The 23,929-nt window shown below is 60.9% G+C and carries 33 protein-coding genes; 27 read left to right on the forward strand and 6 right to left on the reverse strand.

Annotated features, from left to right (window positions below; all coding sequences use genetic code 11):
• Positions 1-9 precede the first annotated feature (9 nt).
• The 17 genes from rpsQ (at position 10) to rplQ (ending at position 9,721) form a co-directional block, all read left to right on the forward strand.
• Positions 10-249 carry a 30S ribosomal protein S17 gene (rpsQ, locus tag GTW23_RS19030; RefSeq protein WP_152009048.1) on the forward strand — a complete coding sequence of 80 codons (240 nt, stop codon included), beginning with the start codon at positions 10-12 and terminating at the stop codon, positions 247-249.
• A gap of 236 nt (positions 250-485) precedes the next feature.
• Positions 486-854, forward strand: coding sequence for a 50S ribosomal protein L14 (gene rplN, locus GTW23_RS19035; protein ID WP_035528307.1), 369 nt, complete (start codon positions 486-488; stop codon positions 852-854).
• 11 nt (positions 855-865) lie between these two features.
• The gene (rplX, locus tag GTW23_RS19040; RefSeq protein WP_252916910.1) at positions 866-1,177 is read left to right on the forward strand and encodes a 50S ribosomal protein L24; all 312 of its coding nucleotides are present in this window, start codon (positions 866-868) and stop codon (positions 1,175-1,177) included.
• Entirely contained in the window at positions 1,170-1,724 is a 555-nt protein-coding gene (rplE, locus tag GTW23_RS19045; protein ID WP_252916911.1) for a 50S ribosomal protein L5, read from the forward strand. The genes rplX and rplE overlap by 8 nt, the downstream gene beginning before the upstream one ends.
• 33 nt (positions 1,725-1,757) lie before the next feature.
• The gene (gene rpsN / locus GTW23_RS19050) at positions 1,758-2,063 is read left to right on the forward strand and encodes a 30S ribosomal protein S14 (protein WP_152009045.1); all 306 of its coding nucleotides are present in this window, start codon (positions 1,758-1,760) and stop codon (positions 2,061-2,063) included.
• Between the two features lie 12 nt (positions 2,064-2,075).
• On the forward strand, positions 2,076-2,474 hold the full coding sequence (gene rpsH, locus GTW23_RS19055) for a 30S ribosomal protein S8 (protein ID WP_152009044.1): 399 nt from the start codon (positions 2,076-2,078) through the stop codon (positions 2,472-2,474).
• Between the two features lie 38 nt (positions 2,475-2,512).
• Positions 2,513-3,046, forward strand: a complete 534-nt coding sequence (rplF, locus tag GTW23_RS19060) for a 50S ribosomal protein L6 (RefSeq protein ID WP_152009043.1) — start codon at positions 2,513-2,515, stop codon at positions 3,044-3,046.
• 12 nt (positions 3,047-3,058) lie between these two features.
• The gene (gene rplR / locus GTW23_RS19065; protein ID WP_152009042.1) at positions 3,059-3,421 is read left to right on the forward strand and encodes a 50S ribosomal protein L18; all 363 of its coding nucleotides are present in this window, start codon (positions 3,059-3,061) and stop codon (positions 3,419-3,421) included.
• A 45-nt stretch (positions 3,422-3,466) separates the two neighbouring features.
• Positions 3,467-4,027 (forward strand): 30S ribosomal protein S5, encoded by a 561-nt coding sequence (rpsE, locus tag GTW23_RS19070; protein WP_152009041.1) that lies wholly within the window; start codon positions 3,467-3,469, stop codon positions 4,025-4,027.
• Between the two features lie 38 nt (positions 4,028-4,065).
• Complete coding sequence (rpmD, locus tag GTW23_RS19075) at positions 4,066-4,266, forward strand: 50S ribosomal protein L30 (RefSeq protein WP_152009040.1); 201 nt, start codon at positions 4,066-4,068, stop codon at positions 4,264-4,266.
• A gap of 16 nt (positions 4,267-4,282) precedes the next feature.
• Complete coding sequence (gene rplO / locus GTW23_RS19080; protein ID WP_252916912.1) at positions 4,283-4,765, forward strand: 50S ribosomal protein L15; 483 nt, start codon at positions 4,283-4,285, stop codon at positions 4,763-4,765.
• Positions 4,766-4,964: 199 nt separating this feature from the next.
• On the forward strand, positions 4,965-6,305 hold the full coding sequence (gene secY / locus GTW23_RS19085; protein WP_152009038.1) for a preprotein translocase subunit SecY: 1,341 nt from the start codon (positions 4,965-4,967) through the stop codon (positions 6,303-6,305).
• On the forward strand, positions 6,302-6,886 hold the full coding sequence (locus GTW23_RS19090) for an adenylate kinase (protein WP_152009037.1): 585 nt from the start codon (positions 6,302-6,304) through the stop codon (positions 6,884-6,886). The genes secY and GTW23_RS19090 overlap by 4 nt, the downstream gene beginning before the upstream one ends.
• A gap of 345 nt (positions 6,887-7,231) precedes the next feature.
• Complete coding sequence (gene rpsM, locus GTW23_RS19095) at positions 7,232-7,600, forward strand: 30S ribosomal protein S13 (RefSeq protein ID WP_152009036.1); 369 nt, start codon at positions 7,232-7,234, stop codon at positions 7,598-7,600.
• A 141-nt stretch (positions 7,601-7,741) separates the two neighbouring features.
• Positions 7,742-8,131, forward strand: coding sequence for a 30S ribosomal protein S11 (gene rpsK / locus GTW23_RS19100; protein ID WP_152009035.1), 390 nt, complete (start codon positions 7,742-7,744; stop codon positions 8,129-8,131).
• Between the two features lie 105 nt (positions 8,132-8,236).
• Entirely contained in the window at positions 8,237-9,247 is a 1,011-nt protein-coding gene (locus GTW23_RS19105) for a DNA-directed RNA polymerase subunit alpha (protein ID WP_152009034.1), read from the forward strand.
• Between the two features lie 45 nt (positions 9,248-9,292).
• The gene (rplQ, locus tag GTW23_RS19110; protein WP_152009033.1) at positions 9,293-9,721 is read left to right on the forward strand and encodes a 50S ribosomal protein L17; all 429 of its coding nucleotides are present in this window, start codon (positions 9,293-9,295) and stop codon (positions 9,719-9,721) included.
• Positions 9,722-9,848: 127 nt separating this feature from the next.
• On the opposite strand, the gene GTW23_RS19115 is transcribed toward rplQ, so the two are convergent.
• The 3 genes from GTW23_RS19115 to msrP form a co-directional block, all read right to left on the reverse strand.
• Positions 9,849-10,304 (reverse strand): VOC family protein, encoded by a 456-nt coding sequence (locus tag GTW23_RS19115; RefSeq protein ID WP_152009032.1) that lies wholly within the window; start codon positions 10,302-10,304, stop codon positions 9,849-9,851.
• 110 nt (positions 10,305-10,414) lie between these two features.
• Positions 10,415-11,077: a protein-methionine-sulfoxide reductase heme-binding subunit MsrQ gene (msrQ, locus tag GTW23_RS19120; RefSeq protein WP_252917010.1), complete on the reverse strand. Its 663-nt coding sequence runs from the start codon at positions 11,075-11,077 to the stop codon at positions 10,415-10,417.
• The gene (msrP, locus tag GTW23_RS19125) at positions 11,077-12,042 is read right to left on the reverse strand and encodes a protein-methionine-sulfoxide reductase catalytic subunit MsrP (RefSeq protein WP_252916913.1); all 966 of its coding nucleotides are present in this window, start codon (positions 12,040-12,042) and stop codon (positions 11,077-11,079) included. Before msrP ends, msrQ begins: the two co-directional genes overlap by 1 nt.
• 527 nt (positions 12,043-12,569) lie before the next feature.
• On the opposite strand from msrP, the gene GTW23_RS19130 reads away from it, so the two are divergent.
• The 10 genes from GTW23_RS19130 to GTW23_RS19175 all read left to right on the forward strand — a co-directional run bounded on the left by GTW23_RS19130 (position 12,570) and on the right by GTW23_RS19175 (position 21,391).
• A complete protein-coding gene (locus tag GTW23_RS19130) occupies positions 12,570-13,865 on the forward strand; it encodes a DegQ family serine endoprotease (protein WP_252917011.1) in 1,296 nt (431 codons plus the stop codon).
• A 4-nt stretch (positions 13,866-13,869) separates the two neighbouring features.
• Complete coding sequence (locus GTW23_RS19135) at positions 13,870-15,183, forward strand: replication-associated recombination protein A (protein ID WP_252916914.1); 1,314 nt, start codon at positions 13,870-13,872, stop codon at positions 15,181-15,183.
• Positions 15,184-15,186: 3 nt separating this feature from the next.
• Complete coding sequence (locus tag GTW23_RS19140) at positions 15,187-16,227, forward strand: 2-dehydropantoate 2-reductase (RefSeq protein ID WP_252916915.1); 1,041 nt, start codon at positions 15,187-15,189, stop codon at positions 16,225-16,227.
• A 94-nt stretch (positions 16,228-16,321) separates the two neighbouring features.
• Positions 16,322-16,870, forward strand: coding sequence for a flavodoxin domain-containing protein (locus GTW23_RS19145; protein WP_152009026.1), 549 nt, complete (start codon positions 16,322-16,324; stop codon positions 16,868-16,870).
• Positions 16,871-16,955: 85 nt separating this feature from the next.
• On the forward strand, positions 16,956-17,330 hold the full coding sequence (gene crcB / locus GTW23_RS19150) for a fluoride efflux transporter CrcB (protein ID WP_152009025.1): 375 nt from the start codon (positions 16,956-16,958) through the stop codon (positions 17,328-17,330).
• A gap of 25 nt (positions 17,331-17,355) precedes the next feature.
• On the forward strand, positions 17,356-18,345 hold the full coding sequence (locus tag GTW23_RS19155; protein ID WP_152009024.1) for an RluA family pseudouridine synthase: 990 nt from the start codon (positions 17,356-17,358) through the stop codon (positions 18,343-18,345).
• Positions 18,342-18,989 (forward strand): HAD-IA family hydrolase, encoded by a 648-nt coding sequence (locus GTW23_RS19160; protein ID WP_252916916.1) that lies wholly within the window; start codon positions 18,342-18,344, stop codon positions 18,987-18,989. The genes GTW23_RS19155 and GTW23_RS19160 overlap by 4 nt, the downstream gene beginning before the upstream one ends.
• 17 nt (positions 18,990-19,006) lie before the next feature.
• Positions 19,007-19,795, forward strand: a complete 789-nt coding sequence (locus GTW23_RS19165; RefSeq protein ID WP_252916917.1) for an ATP12 family chaperone protein — start codon at positions 19,007-19,009, stop codon at positions 19,793-19,795.
• A gap of 134 nt (positions 19,796-19,929) precedes the next feature.
• Positions 19,930-20,385, forward strand: coding sequence for a DUF1330 domain-containing protein (locus GTW23_RS19170; RefSeq protein WP_252916918.1), 456 nt, complete (start codon positions 19,930-19,932; stop codon positions 20,383-20,385).
• 145 nt (positions 20,386-20,530) lie between these two features.
• Positions 20,531-21,391 carry a hypothetical protein gene (locus GTW23_RS19175; RefSeq protein ID WP_252916919.1) on the forward strand — a complete coding sequence of 287 codons (861 nt, stop codon included), beginning with the start codon at positions 20,531-20,533 and terminating at the stop codon, positions 21,389-21,391.
• Positions 21,392-21,464: 73 nt separating this feature from the next.
• On the opposite strand, the gene fghA is transcribed toward GTW23_RS19175, so the two are convergent.
• The 3 genes from fghA to GTW23_RS19190 form a co-directional block, all read right to left on the reverse strand.
• Complete coding sequence (gene fghA, locus GTW23_RS19180; RefSeq protein ID WP_252916920.1) at positions 21,465-22,298, reverse strand: S-formylglutathione hydrolase; 834 nt, start codon at positions 22,296-22,298, stop codon at positions 21,465-21,467.
• A gap of 46 nt (positions 22,299-22,344) precedes the next feature.
• On the reverse strand, positions 22,345-23,454 hold the full coding sequence (locus tag GTW23_RS19185) for an S-(hydroxymethyl)glutathione dehydrogenase/class III alcohol dehydrogenase (RefSeq protein ID WP_252916921.1): 1,110 nt from the start codon (positions 23,452-23,454) through the stop codon (positions 22,345-22,347).
• Positions 23,455-23,536: 82 nt separating this feature from the next.
• The gene (locus tag GTW23_RS19190; RefSeq protein WP_252916922.1) at positions 23,537-23,920 is read right to left on the reverse strand and encodes a helix-turn-helix domain-containing protein; all 384 of its coding nucleotides are present in this window, start codon (positions 23,918-23,920) and stop codon (positions 23,537-23,539) included.
• Positions 23,921-23,929: the final 9 nt, after the last annotated feature.

Raw genomic sequence — 23,929 nt, forward strand, 5'->3', positions numbered from 1 at the left:
CCGAAGAAAATGCCAAAACGCATTCTGCAGGGCACTGTTGTCAGTGACAAGAACGAGAAGACCGTAGTGGTCCGGGTGGAACGCCGTTTCGCGCATCCGGTCATGCGCAAGATCGTTCGTCGCACCAAGAACTACAAGGCACACGACGAAAACAACCAGTACAAAGTGGGCGATGAGGTTTCCATCCAGGAATGCGCGCCCATTTCCAAGGACAAACGCTGGACAGTCATCGAGACCGTCCAGGCTTGAATGAATAGGTTTTGAGGCGAGGGCACTTGCGCCCCGCCGAGAATCCTGTATGAAGCAGGCCATTGGCGCAGAACGCCCCGGAAACGGGCGTTCTTCTGCTTTCAGCGCATGGAAGGTCCTTTCGGGGAAACCACCTTGGCAACATCCTTCCCGCGCACAAAAAGAATTGATTCCTAAGCTGGCATAGGGGGCCTTTCCGCCCAACCGTGCCGGTAACAACAAGAAGGCGGCCTGATATGATTCAGATGCAGACAAACCTCGACGTCGCGGATAATTCCGGCGCTCGTCGTGTCATGTGCATCAAGGTTTTGGGCGGTTCCAAGCGGAAATATGCTTCCATCGGCGACATCATTGTCGTCTCGATCAAGGAGGCCATTCCGCGCGGCCGCGTCAAGAAGGGTGATGTGATGAAGGCGGTTGTCGTTCGGACAGCCAAGGACATTCGTCGCGCCGACGGCAGCGTCATCCGGTTCGACCGGAACGCAGCTGTGCTGATCGACAACAAGAAAGAGCCGATCGGCACTCGTATCTTCGGACCGGTTCCGCGCGAATTGCGCGCCAAGAGCCACATGAAGATCATCTCCCTGGCTCCCGAAGTGCTGTAAGGAACGAACCGATGCAAAAGATCCGCAAAGGCGACAAGGTCGTCGTTCTGGCCGGCAAGGACAAGGGCCGCAGTGGCGAAGTTCTTGCTGTCATGCCGAAGGAAGACCGTGCGGTTGTCCGTGGTCTGAACATGGTCAAGCGCCACCAGCGCCAGACCCAGACCCAGGAAGCCGGCATTATCAACAAGGAAGCTTCGCTTCACCTCTCCAATCTTGCGATTGCCGACCCCAAGGATGGCAAGCCGACCCGCGTCGGTTTCCGCATCGAGGGCGAGAAGAAGGTGCGCGTAGCTAAGCGTTCGGGAGTGGTCATCGATGGCTGATAAGTACGAGCCACGGCTCAAGAAGGATTATGTCGAGCGTATTCGCAAGGCGATGCAGGATCAGTTTGCCTACGCAAACGAGATGCAGATCCCGCGCCTCGACAAGATCGTCATCAACATGGGTGTTGGTGAAGCGACTGCGGACTCCAAGAAGCCAGCTATCGCGGCTGAAGATCTTGCAGCAATCGCCGGCCAGAAGCCTGTGATCACCCGGGCCCGCAATTCGATTGCTGGCTTCAAGCTGCGTGAGCAGATGCCGATCGGCGCCAAGGTCACCCTGCGTGGCAATCGCATGTTTGAATTCATGGACCGGCTGATCACCATCGCGCTGCCGCGCGTTCGTGACTTTCGCGGCCTGAACCCGAAGAGCTTTGACGGCCGTGGCAACTTCGCCATGGGCATCAAGGAGCACATCGTGTTTCCGGAGGTCAACTACGACAAGGTTGATCAGATCTGGGGCATGGACATCATCGTTTGTACGACGGCACCGACGGACGACGAAGCGCGGGCTCTTTTGAAAGAGTTCAACTTCCCCTTCCGTCAGTAATCGTAACGGCATTCGTAAAAAGGATATCTGATCATGGCGAAAGTCAGCGCAATCGAAAAGAACAAGCGCCGCCGCAAGCTGGTCGCACGTGACGCGTCAAAGCGCGCCGCACTCAAGGCGATCACACAAAATCAGGAGCTTCCGATCGAGGAACGCTTCCGTGCAACCCTGAAACTGGCCGAAATGCCGCGCAACGGATCCAAGATCCGCGTTCGCAATCGTTGCGAAGTTACCGGCCGTCCGCGTGCGTTCTACCGCAAGCTGGGCATGTCGCGTATCGCATTGCGTGAACTCGGGTCGCTGGCCAAGGTGCCCGGCCTGGTCAAGTCGAGCTGGTAAGGAGCACGCAACATGGCAATGACTGATCCACTGGGTGATATGCTCACCCGCATCCGCAACGGCGTTGCTCGCCGTAAGTCCTCGGTGTCGACGCCCGCTTCCAAGCTGCGCGCCCGCGTGCTCGATGTGCTGCAGGCCGAAGGCTATATCCGCGGATACACCGAAGTTGCATACGACAACGGCAAGTCCGAGCTGAGCATCGAGCTCAAGTATCACGAAGGCGCACCGGTGATCCGCGAGATCGCCCGCGTCTCCAAGCCGGGCCGTCGCGTGTACGTCTCCGTTAAGTCCATTCCGCAGGTCGCCAACGGTCTCGGCATCACGATCCTTTCGACTCCGAAGGGCGTTTTGGCCGATCATGTTGCGCGCGAGCACAATGTTGGTGGTGAGGTTCTCTGCTCGATCTTCTGATCGCGCAGGATCTCCAACTCGAACAGACAGGTTGAACAATGTCTCGTATCGGTAAAAAGCCCGTCCCAGTCCCCGCCGGCGTCACCGCGACGATCGACGGCCAGACAGTGGTCGCCAAGGGTCCCAAGGGTGAGCTGTCCTTTGTTGCTAACGACGAAGTGTCGCTGAAGCTTGAAGACAACGCGATTGTTGTCACGCCCGTGGATAACTCCAAGGACGCCCGCTCCAAGTGGGGCATGTCGCGCACCATGGTTTCCAACATCCTGACAGGGGTGAAGGACGGCTACGAGCGCAAGCTCGAAATCAACGGCGTCGGTTATCGTGCCGCCATGCAGGGCCAGAACCTGCAGCTGGCTCTCGGCTTCAGCCATGATGTCGTCTACCAGCCTCCAAAGGGCGTCAACATCGCTTGCCCGAAGCCGACGGAAATCGTCATCACCGGCATCGACAAGCAGGTGCTGGGCCAGGTTGCTGCGGAAATCCGCGCCTACCGGAGCCCCGAGCCCTACAAGGGCAAGGGCGTGAAGTATGCTGAAGAGCGGATTGTCCGCAAAGAAGGCAAGAAGAAGTAAGGAAGACGCGAAATGGCTAGCAGGAAACAATCCCTTACGCGTCGTTCCGACCGGGTACGTCGCCAGATCAAAGCGGTGGCCAATGGCCGTCCACGCCTGTCGGTACATCGCTCGTCGAAGAACATCTATGTTCAGGTTATCGACGATGCGGCAGGCCGCACGCTTGCCGCCGCATCAACGCTTGATGCCGGCCTGCGCGCCGACCTCAAGACGGGTGCCGATGTGGCTGCTGCTGCAGCAGTTGGAAAACTGGTTGCGGAGCGCGCGGTCAAGGCCGGCGTTACCGAAGTCGTTTTCGACCGTGGTGCATTCATTTATCACGGCCGCATCAAGGCCCTCGCCGAAGCAGCCCGCGAAGGCGGTCTGAGCTTCTAATCAGAACCAGCCGATTGATTCCGGAAAAGAATAAGGAACAGGACAATGGCCAAGGAAGGTCGCCGCGACAACCGCGGTAGAGACGAAGAGCGCGACAGCGAATTCGTCGACAAGCTCGTACACATCAACCGCGTTGCCAAGGTCGTCAAGGGCGGCCGCCGTTTCGGGTTTGCAGCCCTGGTGGTTGTCGGAGACCAGAAGGGCCGCGTTGGCTTCGGTCACGGCAAGGCACGCGAAGTGCCGGAAGCGATCCGCAAGGCGACTGAGTCGGCCAAGCGCGATCTGATTTTCGTCCCGCTTCGCTCGGGCCGCACCCTGCACCATGATGTGCACGGCCGTCACGGCGCCGGCAAGGTGCTCCTGCGTGCTGCCAAGCCCGGTACCGGTATCATCGCCGGTGGTCCGATGCGTGCTGTTTTCGAAACGCTCGGCATGCAGGATGTTGTGGCCAAGTCGACGGGATCTTCCAACCCGTACAACATGGTCCGTGCCACCTTTGACGCGCTGAAGAACCAGATGCACCCCAAGGACATCGCTTCGCAGCGCGGCATGAAGTACTCCACGCTCCAGGAACGCCGCGGTGTAACCGCCGGCGCCGAAGAGTAATCGGGCGTCCGCCTTTATCGTATTAGGGAGCCAAGACCATGGCTGACAATAAAAAGGGCAAGACGGTCACCGTCGAACAGATCGGCAGCCCGATTCGCCGTCCCAACGTTCAGCGTCAGACGCTGATCGGCCTGGGCCTCAACAAGATGCACCGCCGCCGGACCCTCGAGGACACTCCGTCCGTTCGTGGCATGATCCGCTCGGTGAGCCACCTCGTTCGCGTTGTCGACGAGAAGTGAGTGGGAGTGAACTGTCATGAAACTCAATGAGATCACCGACAACGAAGGTGCAACAAAGAACCGTAAGCGCGTAGGTCGCGGTATCGGTTCGGGTTCCGGCAAGACCGGTGGCCGTGGCGTCAAGGGGCAGAAGTCCCGTTCCGGCGTTGCCATCAACGGTTTTGAAGGCGGCCAGATGCCGATTTACCGTCGTCTGCCTAAGCGCGGCTTCAACAACATCTTCTCGTCCGACTTCAACGTCGTGTCGGTTGGCCGTATTCAGACTGCGATCGATGCGGGCAAGCTTGATGGCAAGGCGACCGTTGATGTTGCAGCACTCAAGGCTGCCGGCGTCATCCGCCGTACCAAGGACGGTGTCCGGCTCCTCGCCGACGGCGAGCTCAAGGCCAAGCTGGCGCTTGAAGTCGCAGGTGCCTCGCGCACAGCCATCGAAAAGGTCGAAAAGGCCGGCGGCTCGATCAAGCTGCTCGCTTCGGCTCCGGCAGCGACCGAAGAATAACAAGTTTTTGACCGCCCGGTGCTTCACATCGGGCGGTTTTCATCCCATATGGGATCAGTCGTCGCGCCAGGCCGCGTCGGCTGGGGCAGGCGCCAGGCACGGTTGAACCGGTCAGGCCGCAACGTCCGGTGAAACCAACTCAGACCCTCCGGAGATGATCGGGTTCATCAGGCGCCGGATGGGCCGCGCGGAGAACGCAATGGCATCTGCAGCCGAACAACTCGCTTCCAATTTGAACTTCGGAGCTTTCGCCAAGGCGGAAGATCTCAAAAAGCGTATCTGGTTCACGCTTGGCGCACTTCTGGTGTATCGCCTCGGAACCTACATCCCGCTTCCCGGCATCAATCCGGAAGCCTTCGCGCAGGCCTTCCAGGGCCAGGCCGGCGGCATTCTCGGCCTTTTCAACATGTTTGCCGGCGGCGCCGTCGAGCGCATGGCGATCTTCGCGCTCGGCATCATGCCCTACATTTCGGCCTCGATCATCATCCAGTTGATGACGTCGGTCATTCCCACGCTCGAGCAGCTCAAGAAAGAGGGCGAGCAGGGACGCAAGATCATCAACCAGTACACCCGCTACGGCACCGTGCTGCTTGGTACTGTACAGGCCTACGGTATCGCCGTCGGTCTGGAGTCCGGCACCAACATCGTCACCGATCCGGGTTGGTTCTTCCGCATCGCCACCGTCATCACGCTTGTCGGCGGTACCATGTTCCTGATGTGGCTCGGCGAGCAGATTACTGCACGTGGTATCGGCAACGGTATTTCGCTGATCATCTTCGCGGGCATCGTTGCAGCCCTGCCGAGCGCCGTTGCCGGCACTCTGGAACTCGGCCGCACCGGCGCGCTTTCCACCGGCCTGATCATTGCTGTTATCATCGTCGCAATTGCCGTCATCGCTTTCATCGTGTTCATCGAACGGGCCCAGCGGCAGTTGCTGATCCAGTACCCCAAGCGCCAGGTCGGTTCGCGGATGTTCCAGGGCGACACGTCGCACCTGCCGCTCAAGCTCAACACTGCCGGCGTGATCCCGCCGATCTTTGCCTCGTCGCTGCTGCTTCTGCCGGCAACCATCGCGGGCTTCGCCAATACCGGCGATCTTCCGGGCTGGGCCTCGACCCTGCTGGCGTCGCTCGGCCACGGCCAGCCGGCCTACATGGCTCTTTATGCGCTGATGATCGGCTTCTTTGCCTTCTTCTACACCGCGATCGTGTTCAATCCGAAGGACACCGCCGACAATCTCAAGCGCCACGGCGGCTTTATCCCGGGCATCCGCCCCGGCGAGCGGACCGCTGAGTACATCGACTTCGTGCTGACGCGAATCACTGTGGTTGGCGCCATGTATCTGATTTTTGTCTGTCTCTTACCCGAATTTCTAATCGCGCAGACTGGCGTTCCGTTCTATTTGGGTGGTACGTCGCTTCTGATCGTCGTCTCGGTGACGCTCGACACGGTTGCGCAGATTCAGGGACATCTGATTGCCCAGCAGTATGAAGGGTTGATCAAGAAGTCCAAACTTCGGGGAGGCAAGAAGGGACGATGAAGCTAATACTTTTGGGACCGCCGGGTGCGGGCAAGGGGACCCAGGCGCAGCGTCTGGTCGAAAAACACGGCATTCCGCAACTGTCGACGGGCGATATGCTGCGCGCTGCGGTGACGGCCGGTACGGAAGTCGGCAAGCGTGCCAAGGCAGTCATGGATGCCGGCGAGCTGGTCTCCGATGATATCGTCAATGCGATTGTCTCCGAACGCATTGATCAACCCGATTGCGCCCGTGGTTTCATTCTCGACGGTTATCCGCGCACACTGGTTCAGGCCGACGCGGTGGAAGCCATGCTTAATGCCAAGGGCATGAAGCTTGATTCGGTCATTGAACTCCTGGTCGACGACAAGGCGCTTGTCGGCCGTATCGTCAAGCGGGCCGAGGAAGCTGCAGCCGCGGGTCAGCCGGTGCGCAAGGACGATAACCCGGAAGTGTTCGAGGAGCGTCTGCGCGAGTATTACAAGAAGACCGCGCCACTGACGGGCTATTATTATGCCAAGGGGGCGCTGCGCACGGTGGACGGCATGCTCGCCATCGACGCGGTGACAGAGGAAATCGAGGCCGTTCTGGCTTCTCTGTAAGATGATTTGACAGTCCGGCGGGCGGCTCGAACAGGTCTGGCCGCCCACCGGGCGTCAAGTTTGCGTAAAATAGGACAGCGCAGAGGTTGACGAAAGCCTTGCTGTTCCGCTAAGACCCGCTCAACTCGCGACATTCCAGCGACCGGCGCGTCTCCTCGAAGGCTTGAGGATACGGCTCTGGTCGCTTTTAGTGTGTCGGGTTGCGAAGCATCCGGAGCCGCAGTGCCCAGCCGGGCAGGTCGGTTTCGGTACAGACTACCCCGCAAGGGCCGGCCTCCACCGGACGCGGGTCAACGATAACCCGCCGGCCAGATCAGATCTGTCCCGGCCCACATGGAGAAGCACATGGCCCGCATAGCTGGCGTAAACATTCCGACGAACAAGCGCGTCGTCATCGCGCTGACTTACATCCACGGCATTGGCAACAAGTTTGCCCAGGAAATCGTCGAAAAGGTCGGCATTCCGCTGGAGCGCCGCGTCAATCAGCTTTCTGACGCCGAAGTGCTGCAGATCCGCGAAACCATCGACCGCGACTACCAGGTCGAGGGCGATCTGCGCCGCGAGAATTCGATGAACATCAAGCGTCTGATGGATCTGGGCTGCTACCGCGGCCTGCGCCATCGTCGTGGCCTGCCGGTCCGCGGTCAGCGGACCCACACCAATGCCCGTACCCGCAAGGGTCCGGCAAAGGCGATTGCTGGCAAGAAAAAGTAATTGGGCTTCGCCTGGGCGGCGGTCCCGAAACCGGAGCGGTGGTTCTAACGACCACCGCTTTCAGGTTGGGGCTGGCGTTGAGGCGCATCCCGGTGGAGCCGCTGGTGCTACGGCGGTGCTGATATCTCGAAAGGAAAAATCATGGCCAAGGAAGCCGCACGCGTCAAACGGCGCGAACGCAAGAACATCTCGTCGGGCGTAGCCCACGTCAACTCGTCCTTCAACAACACGATGATCACAATCACCGATGCGCAGGGCAATGCCATCTCGTGGTCATCTGCTGGCTCCAAGGGTTTCAAGGGGTCGCGCAAGTCGACGCCGTTCGCCGCCCAGATGGCCGCTGAAGATGCTGCCAAGAAGGCTCAGGAACACGGCATGAAGTCGCTGGAAGTTGAAGTCTGCGGCCCCGGTTCGGGCCGTGAGTCGGCACTCCGCGCGCTCCAGGCTGCCGGCCTGACCATCACTTCGATCCGTGATGTGACACCGATCCCGCACAATGGCTGCCGCCCGCGCAAGAAGCGCCGCGTTTAACAGACTGGCGGTTTTCTCAACGGGCCGGGCCTTGCCTGCGCCCGTTTGATCCTCTTCTCACTTGGCCGCACGATTGGATGGTGCGGCAACAGGAAGGCAACAGATATGATTCAGAAAAACTGGCAGGAATTGATCAAGCCCAGCAAGGTCGAGTTCAACACCTCGGGCCGCACCAAGGCGACCGTGGTAGCCGAACCGCTCGAGCGTGGCTTCGGTCTGACCTTGGGCAATGCCCTGCGTCGCGTGCTTCTGTCCTCGCTGCGTGGCGCTGCCGTCACGGCCGTGCAGATCGACGGCGTGCTGCATGAATTCTCCTCGATCCCGGGTGTTCGCGAAGATGTGACCGACATCATCCTGAACATCAAGGAAATCGCCATCCGCATGGAAGGCGACGAAGCCAAGCGCATGGTTGTTCGCAAGCAGGGCCCCGGTGTGGTCAAGGCTGGCGACATCCAGACCGTCGGCGATATCGAGATCCTCAACCCCGAGCATGTTCTGTGCACGCTCGACGAGGGCGCTGAAATCCGCATGGAGTTCACCGTCAACAACGGCAAGGGCTACGTGCCTGCCGACCGCAACCGCGCAGAAGATGCACCGATCGGCCTGATCCCGGTCGACAGCCTCTACTCGCCGGTCAAGAAGTGCTCCTACAAGGTGGAGAACACCCGTGAAGGCCAGGTTCTTGATTATGACAAGCTGACGCTGAACATCGAAACCGATGGTTCGGTCAGCGGCGAAGATGCCGTGGCCTACGCAGCCCGTATTCTTCAGGACCAGCTCGGCGTTTTCGTCAACTTCGACGAGCCGCAGAAGGAAGTTCACGAGGAAACCGTTGCCGAACTGGCTTTCAACCCGTCGCTTCTCAAGAAGGTCGACGAGCTGGAGCTGTCGGTGCGTTCGGCAAACTGCCTGAAGAACGACAACATCGTCTATATCGGCGACCTGATCCAGAAGACCGAAGCCGAAATGCTCCGGACTCCGAACTTTGGCCGCAAGTCACTCAACGAGATCAAGGAAGTCTTGGCTTCCATGGGCCTGCATCTGGGTATGGAAGTTCCGTCCTGGCCGCCGGAAAACATCGAAGATCTCGCCAAGCGTTACGAAGACCAGTATTAAACCGTCAAACGGCAGGCGTGCGCCTGCATGTGAAGGAGACAAGCCATGCGCCACGCAAATTCAGGTCGCAAGCTGAACCGTACCTCAAGCCACCGCAAGGCGATGTTCGCCAACATGGCGGCTTCGCTCATCGAACATGAGCAGATCGTGACCACCTTGCCCAAGGCCAAGGAAATCCGTCCGATCGTCGAAAAGCTCGTCACGCTCGGCAAGCGCGGCGATCTGCATGCCCGCCGCCAGGCGATCTCGCAGATCCGCGACAACGAGGCAGTGCGCAAGCTGTTCGACACCATCGCCACGCGTTACGCTACCCGCAACGGCGGCTACATCCGCATCATGAAGGCCGGTTTCCGCACCGGCGACAACGCGCCGATGGCCGTTGTCGAGTTCGTTGATCGCGATGTTGACGCCCGTGGCGCCAAGGACCGCGCGCGCGTGGCTCTGGAAGCAGCCAGCGAAGAAGAAGCCGCATAAGCGGACTGCTTCTGGCAGAGACTGACAAAGGCCGGGTGCTTCGCGCGCTCGGCCTTTTGCATTCTGTGGAGTTCGCGCCGCCCTTGGTTAGATACCTCCCGAATGGGCTGGCGACATGACGTGGTTCTCAGCTGGGCGCGCGTAGCAGCGCTTCCTTTTGCTCAAGCTCAAGTATGTTTCCTTCCGGATCGCGTGCATATGCGATCCAGCACGGCTTCTCGGATGTCCCGAGATCAATGGTCTGGCCGATCTGGGTCCCGCCAGCTTGGATGATCATGGAAAGTGCATCTGCAATATCTTCCATCTGGAACGCAAGGTGACCGAAGCCGGGTTCGTTAACTCTTGGCTGATCGCGATGATGGGAGACCCTATGCTGGTGTATTTCCAGAAACGGACGTTCAAGTTCGGGAAATTTGAGCCAGATCGTGTATATCTCAGAGCCCGCTAGGCCATTGCCTCGTGAAACAGTTTCCCCATACAACGTCCTGGGCGCGCGCAGCAGTTCGCATTTCAGCACAGTTATGTAGAAGGCTGCGAGCGAGTCCGCATCGCGAGCCACCAGGTTGATGTGAGCAAGTTTCATGGCGTTCGCATCCTCGTCTATGAGACGACCATATCCGCTCGTTGAGGGCAACGGAACAAGTTGCCTTTGCAACTTCGCTCTCCGCGCGGATTCGCAGTTGAAGGTCGGCTCTAGTCCGCCCGCGGGATTGCGCTTGCAAGTTCGGAACTGCTTTGCCGTTTGCCACGTTTCCAATCCATATAGTGTCGGCGAACCAGCCGCCAGGCGATAAGAATTGTTATCAGCCCTGCATAGATCAGCTGTTCCGGCCCGATCACCTTGACCGACAGGCAGTAGTGCAGGGCGCCTGCCGCGGCGATCGGATAGATCAGCCGGTGCAGTTTGTTCCAGCCTGGCCCGAGCCTACGGATCGACCAGCGGTTGGATGTCAGCGCAAGCGGGATCAACAGAACGAAACCAGCCATGCCGATTGTGATGAACCAGCGCTTGAAGACGTCCTCGACGATCACGTCAATTGCCAGCCGCTTGTCGAGCACCATATAGGCGAGAAAATGCATCGCCACATACCAGAAGGCCAGAAGCCCCAGCGCCCGCCGGTAGCGCACCCAGTTGATGCCGAGGACATCCCTTATCGGCGAGATCAGCAGTGTCAGGATCATGAACCTTAGTGCCCATTCGCCAAGCAGGTGTTCAAAGATCTTCACCGGATTGCCGATAAGCTGCCCGGTCGCGCCGAGATAGAACGTCCATACAGCCGGGAGCAGGCCGACCGCGTAGAGCGCCCAGATCGAGGCGGGATGATACCGTTTCGGCAGGGCGGGCAGAGGCATAATCAGAAATTTACCGTCAGGTCCATGCCGTCATAGAGGCTCGCGACTTCATCGCCATAACCGTTGAACGGCAGTGTCGGGCGCTCGTTTGAGCCGAAGAAGCCGCCGCCACCGATGCGGTTTTCCTTTGCCTGGCTCCAGCGCGGATGATCGACGGCCGGATTGACGTTGGCATAAAAGCCGTACTCGTTCGGCGCCAGCCGGTTCCAGGTCGAGGCCGGCTGTTCCTCGGTTAGCGTCATCCGGACGATCGACTTGATGCCCTTGAAGCCGTATTTCCACGGCACCACAAGCCGCACCGGCGCACCGTTCTGGTTGGGCAGCGTCTTGCCGTAGAGCCCCATCGCCATGATCGTCAGCGGATGTCGCGCCTCGTCGAGCCTCAGTCCCTCGACATAGGGCCAGTCGAGCGGTTGGAATGCGCCGCGCTGGCCGGGCATTTCCTGCGCCCGGACAATGGTTTCGAACGCCACATACTTGGCGCTGCCCTGCGGCTCGACCTTGTCGAGCAGCGCCGCCAGCGGAAAGCCGATCCATGGAATGACCATCGACCAGGCTTCCACGCACCGCATCCGGTAGGTCCGTTCTTCAAGCCCCAGCGCCATGAGTGCATCGAGATCGAATTCGGCGGGCTTGCCGACCATGCCGTCAACCTTGATGCTCCAGGGCCGCGGATTGAAATCACCCGACCGGGCCTTCGGATCGCCCTTGCCGGTGCCGAATTCATAGAAATTGTTGTAGCTGGTGGCATCGGCCTCCGGCGTCAGCTCTTCACCGGGGTCGTATCCGCCGGGTGCGGCTGCAAGCGGCTCAGGTTCTGCAGCAATGGAGAGGGAGGGTGAAGCCAGTGGAGCTGCCAGTGCGAGACCGCCGGCGGCACCAAGGCGCAGGATATCGCGGCGCTGCAGATAGCTGGCTTCCGGGGTGATTTCGGACCCCGGGATGGCTGTGGGACGGTAACGGCGCATGGCGGATACTCCTCGGATCTGCAGGCAAGCGATTGGCCGGCATTACACCTTCGCAAGATACAGCACCGGCTGGCGCTGAAAAGCCGGGGCGCGACCACAATTTCGTGTAGCCGCCGTGATGCCTACACCCATCGCGGGATGTCAGGTGTACTCGGTAGATCATGCAGGCCGGCGCGCGAGGATGTGTTCTTTATTGATTGGTCATGATGCCATCAAGCCGTCAAACTGATGATGACTTTGGTATCCGCGTCGGGCCATAGTGGCCCAAATCACTGAGGATTGCCGACATGATTCCAAATCGCTCGCGCCTGCGCGTCGTTCCGTTTGCCCTTTTGGCCGTGTGTCTGCTGGTTGTGCCGGTGCTGGTTCCGGCAACGGCCCAGACCAGTGTGGAAGATTCACTGACCGATAGCATAGGCAAGATCTTTCGCGGCGTCATTGGAGAGACCGGGGAACAAGCGGCCCCCCGAAGCGAGGCCGCGCCTGTCAACGAGGTTCGACGCGAACCGCCCCGCTCGCGGGCGGACATGATGCAGTCCTTCTCGCCGCTTGTGAAGGCGACCGCACCGGCCGTCGTCAATGTCTATGCCGACCGGCTGGTTCAGCGCAGCATGTCGCCGTTTGGTGGTGATCCGTTCTTCGAACAGTTTTTCGGCCAGCGCATGCCCAACCGTACCGAAAAGCAATCCTCCCTCGGCTCCGGCGTCATCATTCAGCAAAACGGCATCGTCGTGACCAACAACCACGTCATCGAAGGCGCCGATGATGTTCGTGTGGCGCTTGCCGACGGGCGCGAGTTTCAAAGCCGTATCCTGCTCAAGGATGAGCGCTTCGACCTCGCGATCCTGCAGATCGAAGGCAATGGGCCATTTCCGATCATCGATTTTGGCGACACCGACCTGATTGAAGTGGGCGACATCGTTCTGGCCATCGGCAACCCCTTCGGCGTCGGTCAGACCGTGACCAGCGGCATTGTCTCCGCACTTGCCCGCAACAGCGTCGGCGTGTCGGATTTCGGCTCCTTCATCCAGACCGATGCCGCGATCAATCCCGGCAATTCCGGCGGCGCTCTGGTAGACATGAATGGTCGTCTGATCGGCATCAACTCCGCGATTTTCAGCCGCTCCGGCGGTTCCAACGGCATCGGTTTTGCCATTCCCGCCAATCTGGTGCGGGCGGTTGCCGAAACCGCCGAGGCCGGCGGCACTGTGTTCGAGCCGCCCTTTATCGGCGCTTCGTTTGATCCGGTAACACCCGACATTGCCGAGGCGCTGGGTCTCGACCGGGCCATTGGGGCACTGGTTGCCGATGTCACGGACTCAGGCCCCGCGGCGAATGCAGGACTGCGTGTGGGCGATATCGTGCTCGGGTTCAACGGCCGCCCGATCGAGCATCCCGACGCACTTGGCTACCGGCTGGCGACCACCGGGGTCGGTACCAGCGCGCAGCTTGACGTGCTCAGCCGCAACGGCCGCCGCAGCCTTGAAATCAAGCTTCAGCCCCTGCCTGAGGACAATCCGCGTGACCGCCGCAACCTTGAGGGCCAGAACCCGTTTGCCGGTGCGGTTGTGTCCAACATCACCCCGCGTATCGCCACCCAGCTGCGGCTGCCGTCCTCGCTGCGCGGTGTCGTGGTCACGGAAGTCCCCGGACGCTCGATTGCCGGGCGATACGGATTTCGGGCCGGAGATCTGATCGCCGTCATCAATGGCGTTGAAATCGCCAATGTCGATATCCTCGAACAGGTGCTCACCGAGGGCGCCAGCTTCTGGCGCTTCGAGATTGTGCGTGGTGGTCAGCGCATTCGCCAGATCATAAGGTGATGCGATGAGTGATCTGTTCGCCAGTCCCGAGGCCGCCCGGAGCGGGCACCGCCCGCTTGCCGACCGGCTGCGGCCGGCAAGCCTTGCCGAAGTCACGGGGCAGCCGCATCTGACCGGCCCGGATGGGGCGATCACCAGGATGATCGCCTCGGGAAGTCTCGGCTCGATGATCTTCTGGGGTCCCCCAGGCACCGGCAAGACCACCGTGGCGCGGCTCCTGGCCGGAGAGACCGAGCTGGCGTTTGATCAGATCTCTGCGATTTTCTCAGGCGTTGCCGATCTCAAGAAGGTTTTTGAATCAGCCAGGGCCCGCCGCATGAGTGGCCGCCAGACGCTGCTCTTCGTCGACGAGATCCACCGTTTCAACCGGGCCCAGCAGGACAGTTTTCTGCCGGTGATGGAGGATGGCACCATCGTGCTGGTGGGCGCGACCACAGAAAACCCCTCGTTCGAACTCAATGCAGCTCTTCTCTCTCGCGCAAGGGTGCTGACCTTCAAGCCCCACGACCAGGAGAGCCTCGAGAGCCTGCTCGTGCGCGCCGAGGCCGAGACCGGAAAGCCGCTGCCGCTGGAACCCGAGGCGCGGCTGAGCTTGCTGGGCATGGCCGACGGTGACGGACGCGCGGTTCTGACACTGGCCGAGGAGGTCTGGCGCGCCGCCCGCGAGGGTGAACTGTTTGACGTCGAAGCACTTGTGAAAGTCGTCCAGCGCCGCGCGCCTGTCTACGACAAGGGCCAGGATGGCCACTACAACCTGATCTCGGCGCTGCACAAGGCGGTGCGCGGTTCCGATCCCGACGCGGCGCTCTACTATCTCGCCCGCATGTTCGATGCTGGCGAGGATCCGCTGTTTCTCGGCCGGCGTCTGGTGCGGATGGCATCCGAGGATATTGGACTGGCCGACCCCCAGGCACTGGTTGTCGCCAACGCGGCCAAGGATGCCTATGATTTTCTGGGTTCGCCGGAAGGTGAACTGGCTCTGGCCCAGGCTTGCGTCTATCTCGCCACGGCGCCCAAATCCAATGCGGTCTACACCGCCTACAAATCCGCCATGCGCGCTGCCAAGGAAGGCGGTTCGCTGTTGCCGCCGCGGCACATCCTCAACGCGCCCACCAAGCTGATGAAGGCCGAAGGCTACAGCGAGGGCTATCTCTATGATCACGACCAACCCGACGCGTTCTCCGGTCAGGACTATTTCCCGGAGGCCATGGGCCGAAAGACCTTCTACGATCCGCCGGAGAGGGGCTTTGAGCGCGATCTCCGCAAACGCCTCGATTTCTGGTCCCGGCTCAGAAAAGAACGCTCGACAAAGGGATAGGACATGAACAGCACCACCCGTGAACCCGCGCCATTGGTCGGCATCATGGGTGCCGGCGCTATCGGGCTCTATGTCGGTGGCATGCTCGCCGTCGCCGGCGGACATGTGGTTTTCGCCGCTCGCGGGCGCACACTGGAATCGCTGTCGCGCGGCCTGTCACTCTCACGTTACGACGGTTTCAAGTCAGCCTTGAAGCCCGAGCACTATGCTGTCGGCGGTGTGGAGGGTCTCGCAAAGTGTGATGTCGTGCTGTTTTGCACCAAGTCCGGCGATACCGAAGCCGCGGCAATTGATCTCGCCAGGGTTCTCAAGCCAGATGCAACGGTCATCAGCCTGCAGAACGGCGTCGGCAATGTCGAACTGCTCAAGCGATTGGTGTCGCCCCATCAGGTCGTCGCGGGCACCGTCCCCTTCAACGTGGTCCGCCTGTCCCCGAATGCCGTACACTGCTCGATGGAAGGCCCGGTTCTGATCGGCCCGTCTGACGCCTCCGGCCCTCTGGCCAAGCTGACTGAAGGGTCGCCCTTGAAACTGCAGGTCCATGACAATCTCGACGCCATGCAATGGGGCAAGCTGCTGCTCAACCTCAACAATGGGCTCAACGTCATCAGCGGTCTGCCGCTGTTGAATCAGTTTCGGGATCCCGGTTACCGAAAGGTGCTGGCCATGGCGATGGAGGAACTGCTCGCGGCGCTTGACGCCGCCGGCATTCCGGTCATTGGTGCCACCCGCACCAATCCGCGCCTGATCCCAAGGGTCCTGCGCCTGCCGACCTGGCTCTTTCGCGTTGTCGCACGCCAGCAGCTCAGGATGGATGAGACCGCCCGGTCCTCCTCATGGGATGATCTGAAGGCAGGCCGTGAACCGGAAACCCGGTTTCTCAATGGCGCCGTCGTATCGCTCGCCGAAACGCATGGCCGCACTGCACCGGTCAACGAACTGATCTGCAGTCTGGTCGCCGAGGCCTTTGCCGCCAAGGTCTCGCCGCAAATGCCGGGTGACAAGCTTGTGGAGCTGGCTCGCAAGGTTACGGCCGAACGGTAGGCCCCGTGCTCGTTTCCAAGCCATTGACTTGCGTCAATGCCTGTCCTGCGCAAGCGCTGCATTCTGACCTCCACCGAACAAGGAGGACACACCCATGACGGTTCTGGTTCTTTACGCCACGATTGAGGGGCATTCCCGCAAGATTGCCGAACGCGCCGCTTCCAGGCTTGAGGAAGCAGGTCAGCATGTGGTGCTCGGCGACGTGCGCGAACCCGGCTTCGCCGTTCCGGGCCGCTTTGACGGCGTGTTGATCTGCGCGCCCATTCACATCGGGCGCTATCCGACATCTGTCGCCCAGTTTCTCATCGACTGGAAAGCCGCGCTTGCTGCCGTTCCCACGGCATTCATCTCGGTTTCTCTGGCCATTCACAGCGACAGCGCCGACGAGCGTGCCGAGGCGGAAACCTATCCGGCCAAGCTGGAAAAGAAGACCGGATTTCACATTGCCAAGGTGCATCATGCCGCCGGGGCGCTCAAATACCTCGAATACGATTTCTTCAAGCGGGCGTTGATGCGTCAGATTGCCAGGAAGGAAGGCGCATCGGTGGACACCAGCCGGGACCACGAATTCACTGACTGGGAGGCGCTTGATGCCTTCGTGCAGGAGTTTGCCGACGATGTGGCGCTGGCTGCCAGTGCCTAGCCGGAACGGGCAGCCTGCCGCAAGACTGCCCGAGGGCTGCGCCGAACGGCTTTCTTGATCGCCGGTTTTCCGCTAAGCAGCGGGCATGAACGTTCTCTTGCTTGTTTTTGTCGGTGGCGGTTTTGGTGCCGTGGCACGCCATCTTTCGGGAATGGCGGTCATGCGCGCTGCCGGGCCCGGTTTTCCCTGGGGCACGATGGCGGTCAACATCGCCGGCTCGCTGGCGATGGGGCTTCTGATTGCCTGGCTTGCCCGCCGTTCATCCGGCGACAGTGAACTCCGGTTGCTGCTGGCGACCGGTTTTCTTGGCGGTTTCACCACATTTTCCGCCTTTTCTCTCGATGCCGTGACGCTTTACGAGCGTGGCGCGTTGACGGCGGCGGCTGCCTATGTGATTGCCAGCGTCACAGTTTCCATTCTGGCATTGTTTGGCGGGCTATGGCTGGCGCGCCAGTTCTGATGCCCAGATCAAAGAGATAATCGATATGGCGGGCGTACAGCTCATACAGGTTGATCCCGATGAAGCGGGCATGCGGCTCGATCGCTGGTTCAAGATCCATTTTCCGGGTCTGGGATTCGGCCAGCTTCAGAAGCTGCTCCGCTCCGGCCAGATCCGTGTCGATGGCGGCCGGGTCAAGACCGATGCGCGCGTTCAGCCCGGTCAGACGGTCAGGGTGCCGCCGCTTGGTGTCGATGAGAAATCGACCGGCCCGCTGACAGCCAAGACCATCCGCAACCGCGACGATGGCGATGTGCTCAGTCAGATGCTTCTGCACGAGGACCCCAAGGTCCTGGTCTTCAACAAGCCCGCCGGCCTTGCCGTCCAGGGCGGCTCCGGCGTCACCCGCAATGTCGATGAGATGCTTGAGGCGTGGCGCAACAAGAAGGGTGAGAAGCCCAGGCTTGTGCACCGGTTGGACCGCGATACCGCGGGCGTTCTGGTGGTGGCGCGCACCCGCGGTGCGGCGCAGGCGCTGACCGCCGCCTTCCGCGAACGCACCACAAAGAAAACCTACTGGGCGCTGGTCAAGGGCGTGCCGCGCACCAAGGAAGGCAAGATCTCCACCTGGCTGATCAAGGAAGCCACCGAGGATGGCGACCGCATGCGCATTGCCAAACATGGCGAGCAGGGCGCAGACCACGCGGTGTCTTACTACCGCGTCATCGACAAGGCGGCACAGAATCTCGCCTGGCTGGAGTTCGAACCCTATACAGGCCGGACCCACCAGTTGCGCGTACATGCGTTGCACCTGGGGCATCCGATCATTGGTGACCCGAAATATTTCGAGTTCGACAAGAACTGGGAATTTCCTTCTGGCATGCAGAACCGGCTGCACCTGTTGGCGCGCCACATCTCCATTCCGCACCCTGATGGTGGCAGGCTTTCGGTCACGGCACCGCTGCCGCCGCACATGGTGCAGAGCTGGAACCTGCTCGGCTTCGACGAGGCTGCAGGCGGGGAGCACGAGGAATGAAGCTTGCCCTGTTCGATTGCGATGGCACCATTGTCGACAGCGCCGCAGTAATCCACACCTGCATGGAACGCACCTTCGAGGATTTCGGAGTTGCCAAGCCTGAAATGGCGCACACCAAGTCGATCATCGGGCTGACGCTCGATATCGCGATCGCACAGATGCTCGTCCGTCCGGTTGATGCGGAGATTGCGGCGATGACAGCCCGCTACAAGGAGCACTTCATGCTCCATCGCCAGAACGGCGGTGTGTTGGAACCTGCCTATGACGGCCTGCTGCCGCTGATTGCTGCACTTGCGGCGCGTGACGATGTGGTCCTCGGCGTGGTCACCGGCAAGTCACGCCGCGGGCTGGACGCCATCCTCGCCCACCATGGCCTGACCAAGGCCTTTTTCACCACCCGAACCGCGGACGATTGCCCCTCCAAACCGCATCCTGCGATGGTTCTGGAATGCTGCACGGAAGCAGGCATTGATCCGAATCAGACCACGGTGATCGGCGATGCCGTCTATGACATGCAAATGGCGGTTAGCGCTGGAGCCAGGGCGGTCGGCGTGTCCTGGGGCTATGGTCCGGTGGATGCGCTCAAGGCCGCCGGCGCGCATCACGTGGTTTCTCATGCCGACGAAATTGCCACGCTCATTTGACGACAGGAGACGTTTTCATGCGCGATATTCTCAGTGATCTCGATCTTGGTGACGACAAGCTGACCGATCCGGTCCGGGAAGCCCAGACCGGTCTCAACAAGCCGTTGCCAAATCGCTTCTACAAGGAAGCTGCGGTTGTCGAGGGTGAAGAGGGCGGCTTTGTCGTGGCTCTCGACGGCAAGCCGGTGCGCACGCCCTCCCGCCAACCGCTCGGGGTGCCTCACCGGGGACTGGCCGAGGCCATTGCCGCCGAATGGCAGGCCCAGGGCGACAAGATCAATCCGGCGACCATGCCGCTTACCCGCATGGTCAATACCGCTATTGACGGCGTGACGGCCGCGCAGGAAGAGGTATTCGAGGAGATCTTGCGCTACGGCGGATCGGATCTTCTGTGCTACCGCGCCGACGCGCCCGAAGGTCTGGTGGCGCGCGAGAGCGAACTTTGGGATCCCTATCTCGACTGGGCGTCGAGCATGGGTGCGCGCCTGGTTCTTTCAGAGGGCATTGTTCATGTCGAACAGCCACCGGAAGCCATACGCGCCATTGCAACCCTTCTTCGCCGCTATGCCACACCTCTGCAGCTCACTGCCCTGCACACGATCACTTCATTGACCGGTTCGTTGGTGCTTGCTCTGGCGCTGGCCGAAGGGCAGGGAGAACCATCCGAGATCTGGGCCGCGGCCCATGTCGACGAGGACTACAACATCGCACAATGGGGCGAGGACCATGAAGCAGCGGAAAGCCGCGCCAAGCGGCAGCTCGATTTCGAGGCGGCTCACCTGATTCTGCTCGCCCACCGCGCCTGAGCCTGTCGGAGATTGCAAATCACGTGCTTGCTGGTGGAGCGGCCTTTCATCAACGGGTTCTGTTCCCAATTGCCGGCGACGAGTGACTGTTCTGGATGTTCCCCAAGCGGCATCACAGCAGAGGAAGGGTTCAAATGACAAACGACGCTTCAACCGGCTACATTGATCCGACCAGGGAGGCGTTCGCGCGTTTTCGCGAGATGGACCGGCCGGGACCGGTGCATATGCTCAATCTCGTCAGATTTCGTGAGCAAGCCGCCTATGACGACGGTACGGTTGCCACCGGTGCTGAAGCCTATTCAAGCTATGCCAGCGAGAGCGGGCCTGTGTTCAAGCGTCTTGGCGGACGCCAGGTCTGGATCGGAAAGCCGGAACTCATGCTGATCGGACCTCAGAGCGAAGCCTGGGACATCGCGTTTATCGCCGAATATCCGAGCAAGGACGCATTTGTCGCCATGCTGCGCGATCCGGAGTACCGCAAGGCTGTGCGTCACCGTCAGGCCGCTGTTGCCGATTCCCGCCTGATCCGCATGGAGCCCGGCATACCTGGGACGCGCTTCGGGGCGATGAGCGAGGGTGATCAGCGCTGAACGATATGCCTGGTCTGCCACTGTGCAGCTTGGTGAACTGCGATTTCAGTACACGGCGGTCATATCCATATCTGCGTTCTTAACCATGTGCTAACCATAAAATGCGATTTCTCGGAGGGTAGGAACAGTCTTCCGGAGCATTGGCATGTTGCAAACCGACCGATTTACCTTGTGCCTGGCGCGCGCAATGGTTCTGTTTGCCATTGCCGCCACAGTTTCGGCCTGTGCAGGGAGACCGAAGCCGCTCGAACCTGCGACACCATACAATGTGACTGAAGTCCGTGTCATGGCCGACAGCATTGAAGACTTGGGCTTTGCCGGCCGTTTGCAACAGAGGCTCGAGGCAACCGCGGGCCGCGCCACTGCCGATGTCGGTCAGACATCGGCGTTGCGGATCGTGGTTCAGGATCGCCGGCAAGATCCTTCTCCGGTGAGCTTCTTTGGTGGCACGTCCCAGTCCGTTGAGCTTGATCTGACGCTGACCGATGTCGAGTCGGGCAGGGTGCTCACGGGTCGCACGCTGCGCTCCTCCTACCAGGATTTCAACGGGGCCGGCGCCGAAGCCGTCATGATCGCCCGGCTGACCGGTGAAGTAAGAGCTCTCTTGGGTCTCTCGGGCTACACGCCTTATCCGGTTGCCGGCGCCAAGCGCGAGGTGGCATGGCCGCGCGACAATCCGGAACGCTTTGACGATGAGGCGTTGCGAGCGGTCGACCCACTGCTTAACGGCACCGTGACGCCGACGACGGTCACGCTGGACGTGGAAGAGGACCCCGTCCCGGCAATGGATTTTTCCAAGCCACTGCTTGACGCGGGACAGGCCCCGAAGCCGGTCCCGGCTGCTGACCGCCCCTTGGCGTCTCCGGAACCCGTGAAGGTGACACTCGATCCCGGTAGCAAACCGCTGGCGCCGTCTGTCGAGATGTCAGCCGACGACGCAGGTACCATCGACGAGCCCTGCATCATCACGCTGGAGAATGACTGCAGCGATCCCGACAGCCGTTAGGGCGCATCCGTAGCGTGACGGATTAGGGCTGGGAAAATGCTCCGGGCCTTTCCGTTGAGCTGGGCAAAAGAGATCAGCCCAGCCGCGCGGCGTGCCACGCGAGGTGGTCGTCCATGAAGGTGGAGATGAAGTTGTAGGAGTGGTCGTAGCCCTCCTGCATCCGCAGGGACAGCTCGATACCGGTGTCGCGGCAGGCCTCTTCCAGCAGCCACGGGCGCAAGCCGTTGTCGAGAAACCCGTCGGCCGTCCCCTGATCTACCAGGAACTCGGGAAATCTGGCGCCGTCCTCAATCAGCTGCGTGGCGTCATAGCGCCGCCATGCCGCTTCGTCGGAGCCGAGATACTTCTCCAGCGCCGGGCGTGACCAGTCGGCGCTCGACGGCTGCACGATGGGTGCAAACGCCGAGCAGCTCTTGAACCGGTCCGGATGCTTGAGCGCGAATGTCAGCGCGCCATGGCCGCCCATCGAATGCCCCATGATGCCCTGGCGGCTCATATCGGCGGCGAAATGGCCGGCAATCAGCTCCGGCAATTCCTCAAGGATATGGGTTTCCATGCGGAAATGCTTCGACCAGGGTGATTGTGTCGCATCGAGATAGAAGCCCGCGCCCTTGCCGAACTGCCAGTTGTCGGGCTCGTCTGGCACATGGTCGCCACGCGGGCTGGTGTCGGGGCAGACGATGATCAATCCCAGTTCCGACGCCAGCCTGCGGTACTCGCCCTTGTCCATCACGTTGGCATGGGTGCAGGTCAGGCCGGACAGGAACCAGACCACCGGACACAGCTGTTCCTTGGCCAAGATCGGCCGGAACACCGAAAATGTCATGTCGCAGCCGCAGGCGTCCGACTCCATCGTGTAGACGCCCTGGCGTCCGCCATGGGCCTTCGCTTCCGAGATGATTTTCATCGCGATCTCTTCCGGTTGAAGTGGGTGGCAGGCGCCAAGGCTGCGGTCAGTAGACCACGACGCTGCGGATACTCTCGCCCCTGTGCATCAGATCGAAGGCCTCGTTGATACCCTCAAGTCCCATGGTGTGGGTGATCATCGGGTCGATCTCGATCCGGCCCTGCATGTACCAGTCGACGATCTTCGGCACGTCGGTGCGGCCGCGGGCGCCGCCGAAGGCCGTTCCGCGCCAGGACCGGCCGGTGACCAGCTGGAATGGACGCGTCGAGATTTCCTGGCCGGCGCCGGCAACGCCGATGATGATTGATTCGCCCCAGCCCTTGTGCGCGCATTCGAGGGCCTGGCGCATCACCTTGGTGTTGCCGGTCGCGTCGAACGTGTAATCGGCACCGCCCTTGGTAAGGTCCACCAGGTACGGCACCAGGTCGCCTTCGACTTCGCTCGGGTTGACGAAATGGGTCATGCCGAAGCGCTCGCCCCATTCCTTCTTGGAATTGTTAAGGTCGACGCCGACGATCATCTCCGCCCCGATCAGCCGCAGGCCCTGGATCACGTTCAGCCCGATACCGCCCAGACCGAAGACGACCGCCCGGCATCCGGTTTCGGCCTTGGCGGTGTTGATCACCGCGCCGATGCCGGTGGTCACGCCGCAGCCAATGTAGCAGACCTTGTCGAAGGGGGCATCCGGATTGATCTTGGCCAGCGCAATCTCGGGCAGAACGGTGAAGTTCGCGAATGTCGAGCAGCCCATGTAGTGAAACAGCGGCTTGCCATCGAGCGAGAACCGCGATGTGCCATCCGGCATCAGCCCGGCGCCCTGGGTGGTGCGAATCGACTGGCACAGATTGGTTTTCGGGTTGAGGCAGTACTCGCACTCACGGCATTCCGGCGTGTAGAGCGGAATGACATGGTCGCCTTTCTTCAGTGACGTCACCCCCGGTCCGACGTCGACGACGACGCCCGCACCCTCATGGCCGAGAATGGCCGGGAAAATGCCCTCGGGGTCGGCCCCGGAGCGGGTGAACTCATCGGTGTGGCATACGCCCGTGGCCTTGATCTCCACCAGCACCTCGCCCGCGCGCGGGCCTTCCAGCTGAACTGTTGTGACTTCCAGCGGTTTACCGGCTTCAAAAGCGACTGCTGCGCGTACGTCCATTCCCGTGCTCCCGGATAAGATCTGACAATTGAGCCGACCCTGCCAGAGCGGCAGGGTCGGCTCAACCCTGTTTTACAGCCTTCTAGTCGTTTGCCGCGCGTGTCAACGTCACAAGCCGGCTTTCCAGCGTTTCGATACAAGTAGAAATTTGAGCTGCGAGTTCGCGCAAGCGGTTGATTTCGCCGGACATCTCGTCAACAGCAACTGATATTCCCGGCGACTGCGGAGCTTCGCCGGCGCCGCTGATCAGCCATGCCGGAGAGACACCCAGAACGCCGGCCAGCGTCATGATCTTGTTGGCCCTGGGTTCGGAGCGATCCGATTCCCATTCCGACAGGGTTTCGTCGGTTACGCCGATGCGCGAGGCCGCCTCCTCGAGAGTCAGGCTGGCGAGATCGCGTGCACGCGTGATTCTTCCACCCAGCGTATCGCCATCGTCGTAGGTGTCCGCTGTCATGTCATGCATTTATTAAAG

It is taken from the genome of Parahoeflea alexandrii (assembly GCF_024105735.1).
GTDB classification, from domain to species: domain Bacteria; phylum Pseudomonadota; class Alphaproteobacteria; order Rhizobiales; family Rhizobiaceae; genus Hoeflea; species Hoeflea alexandrii.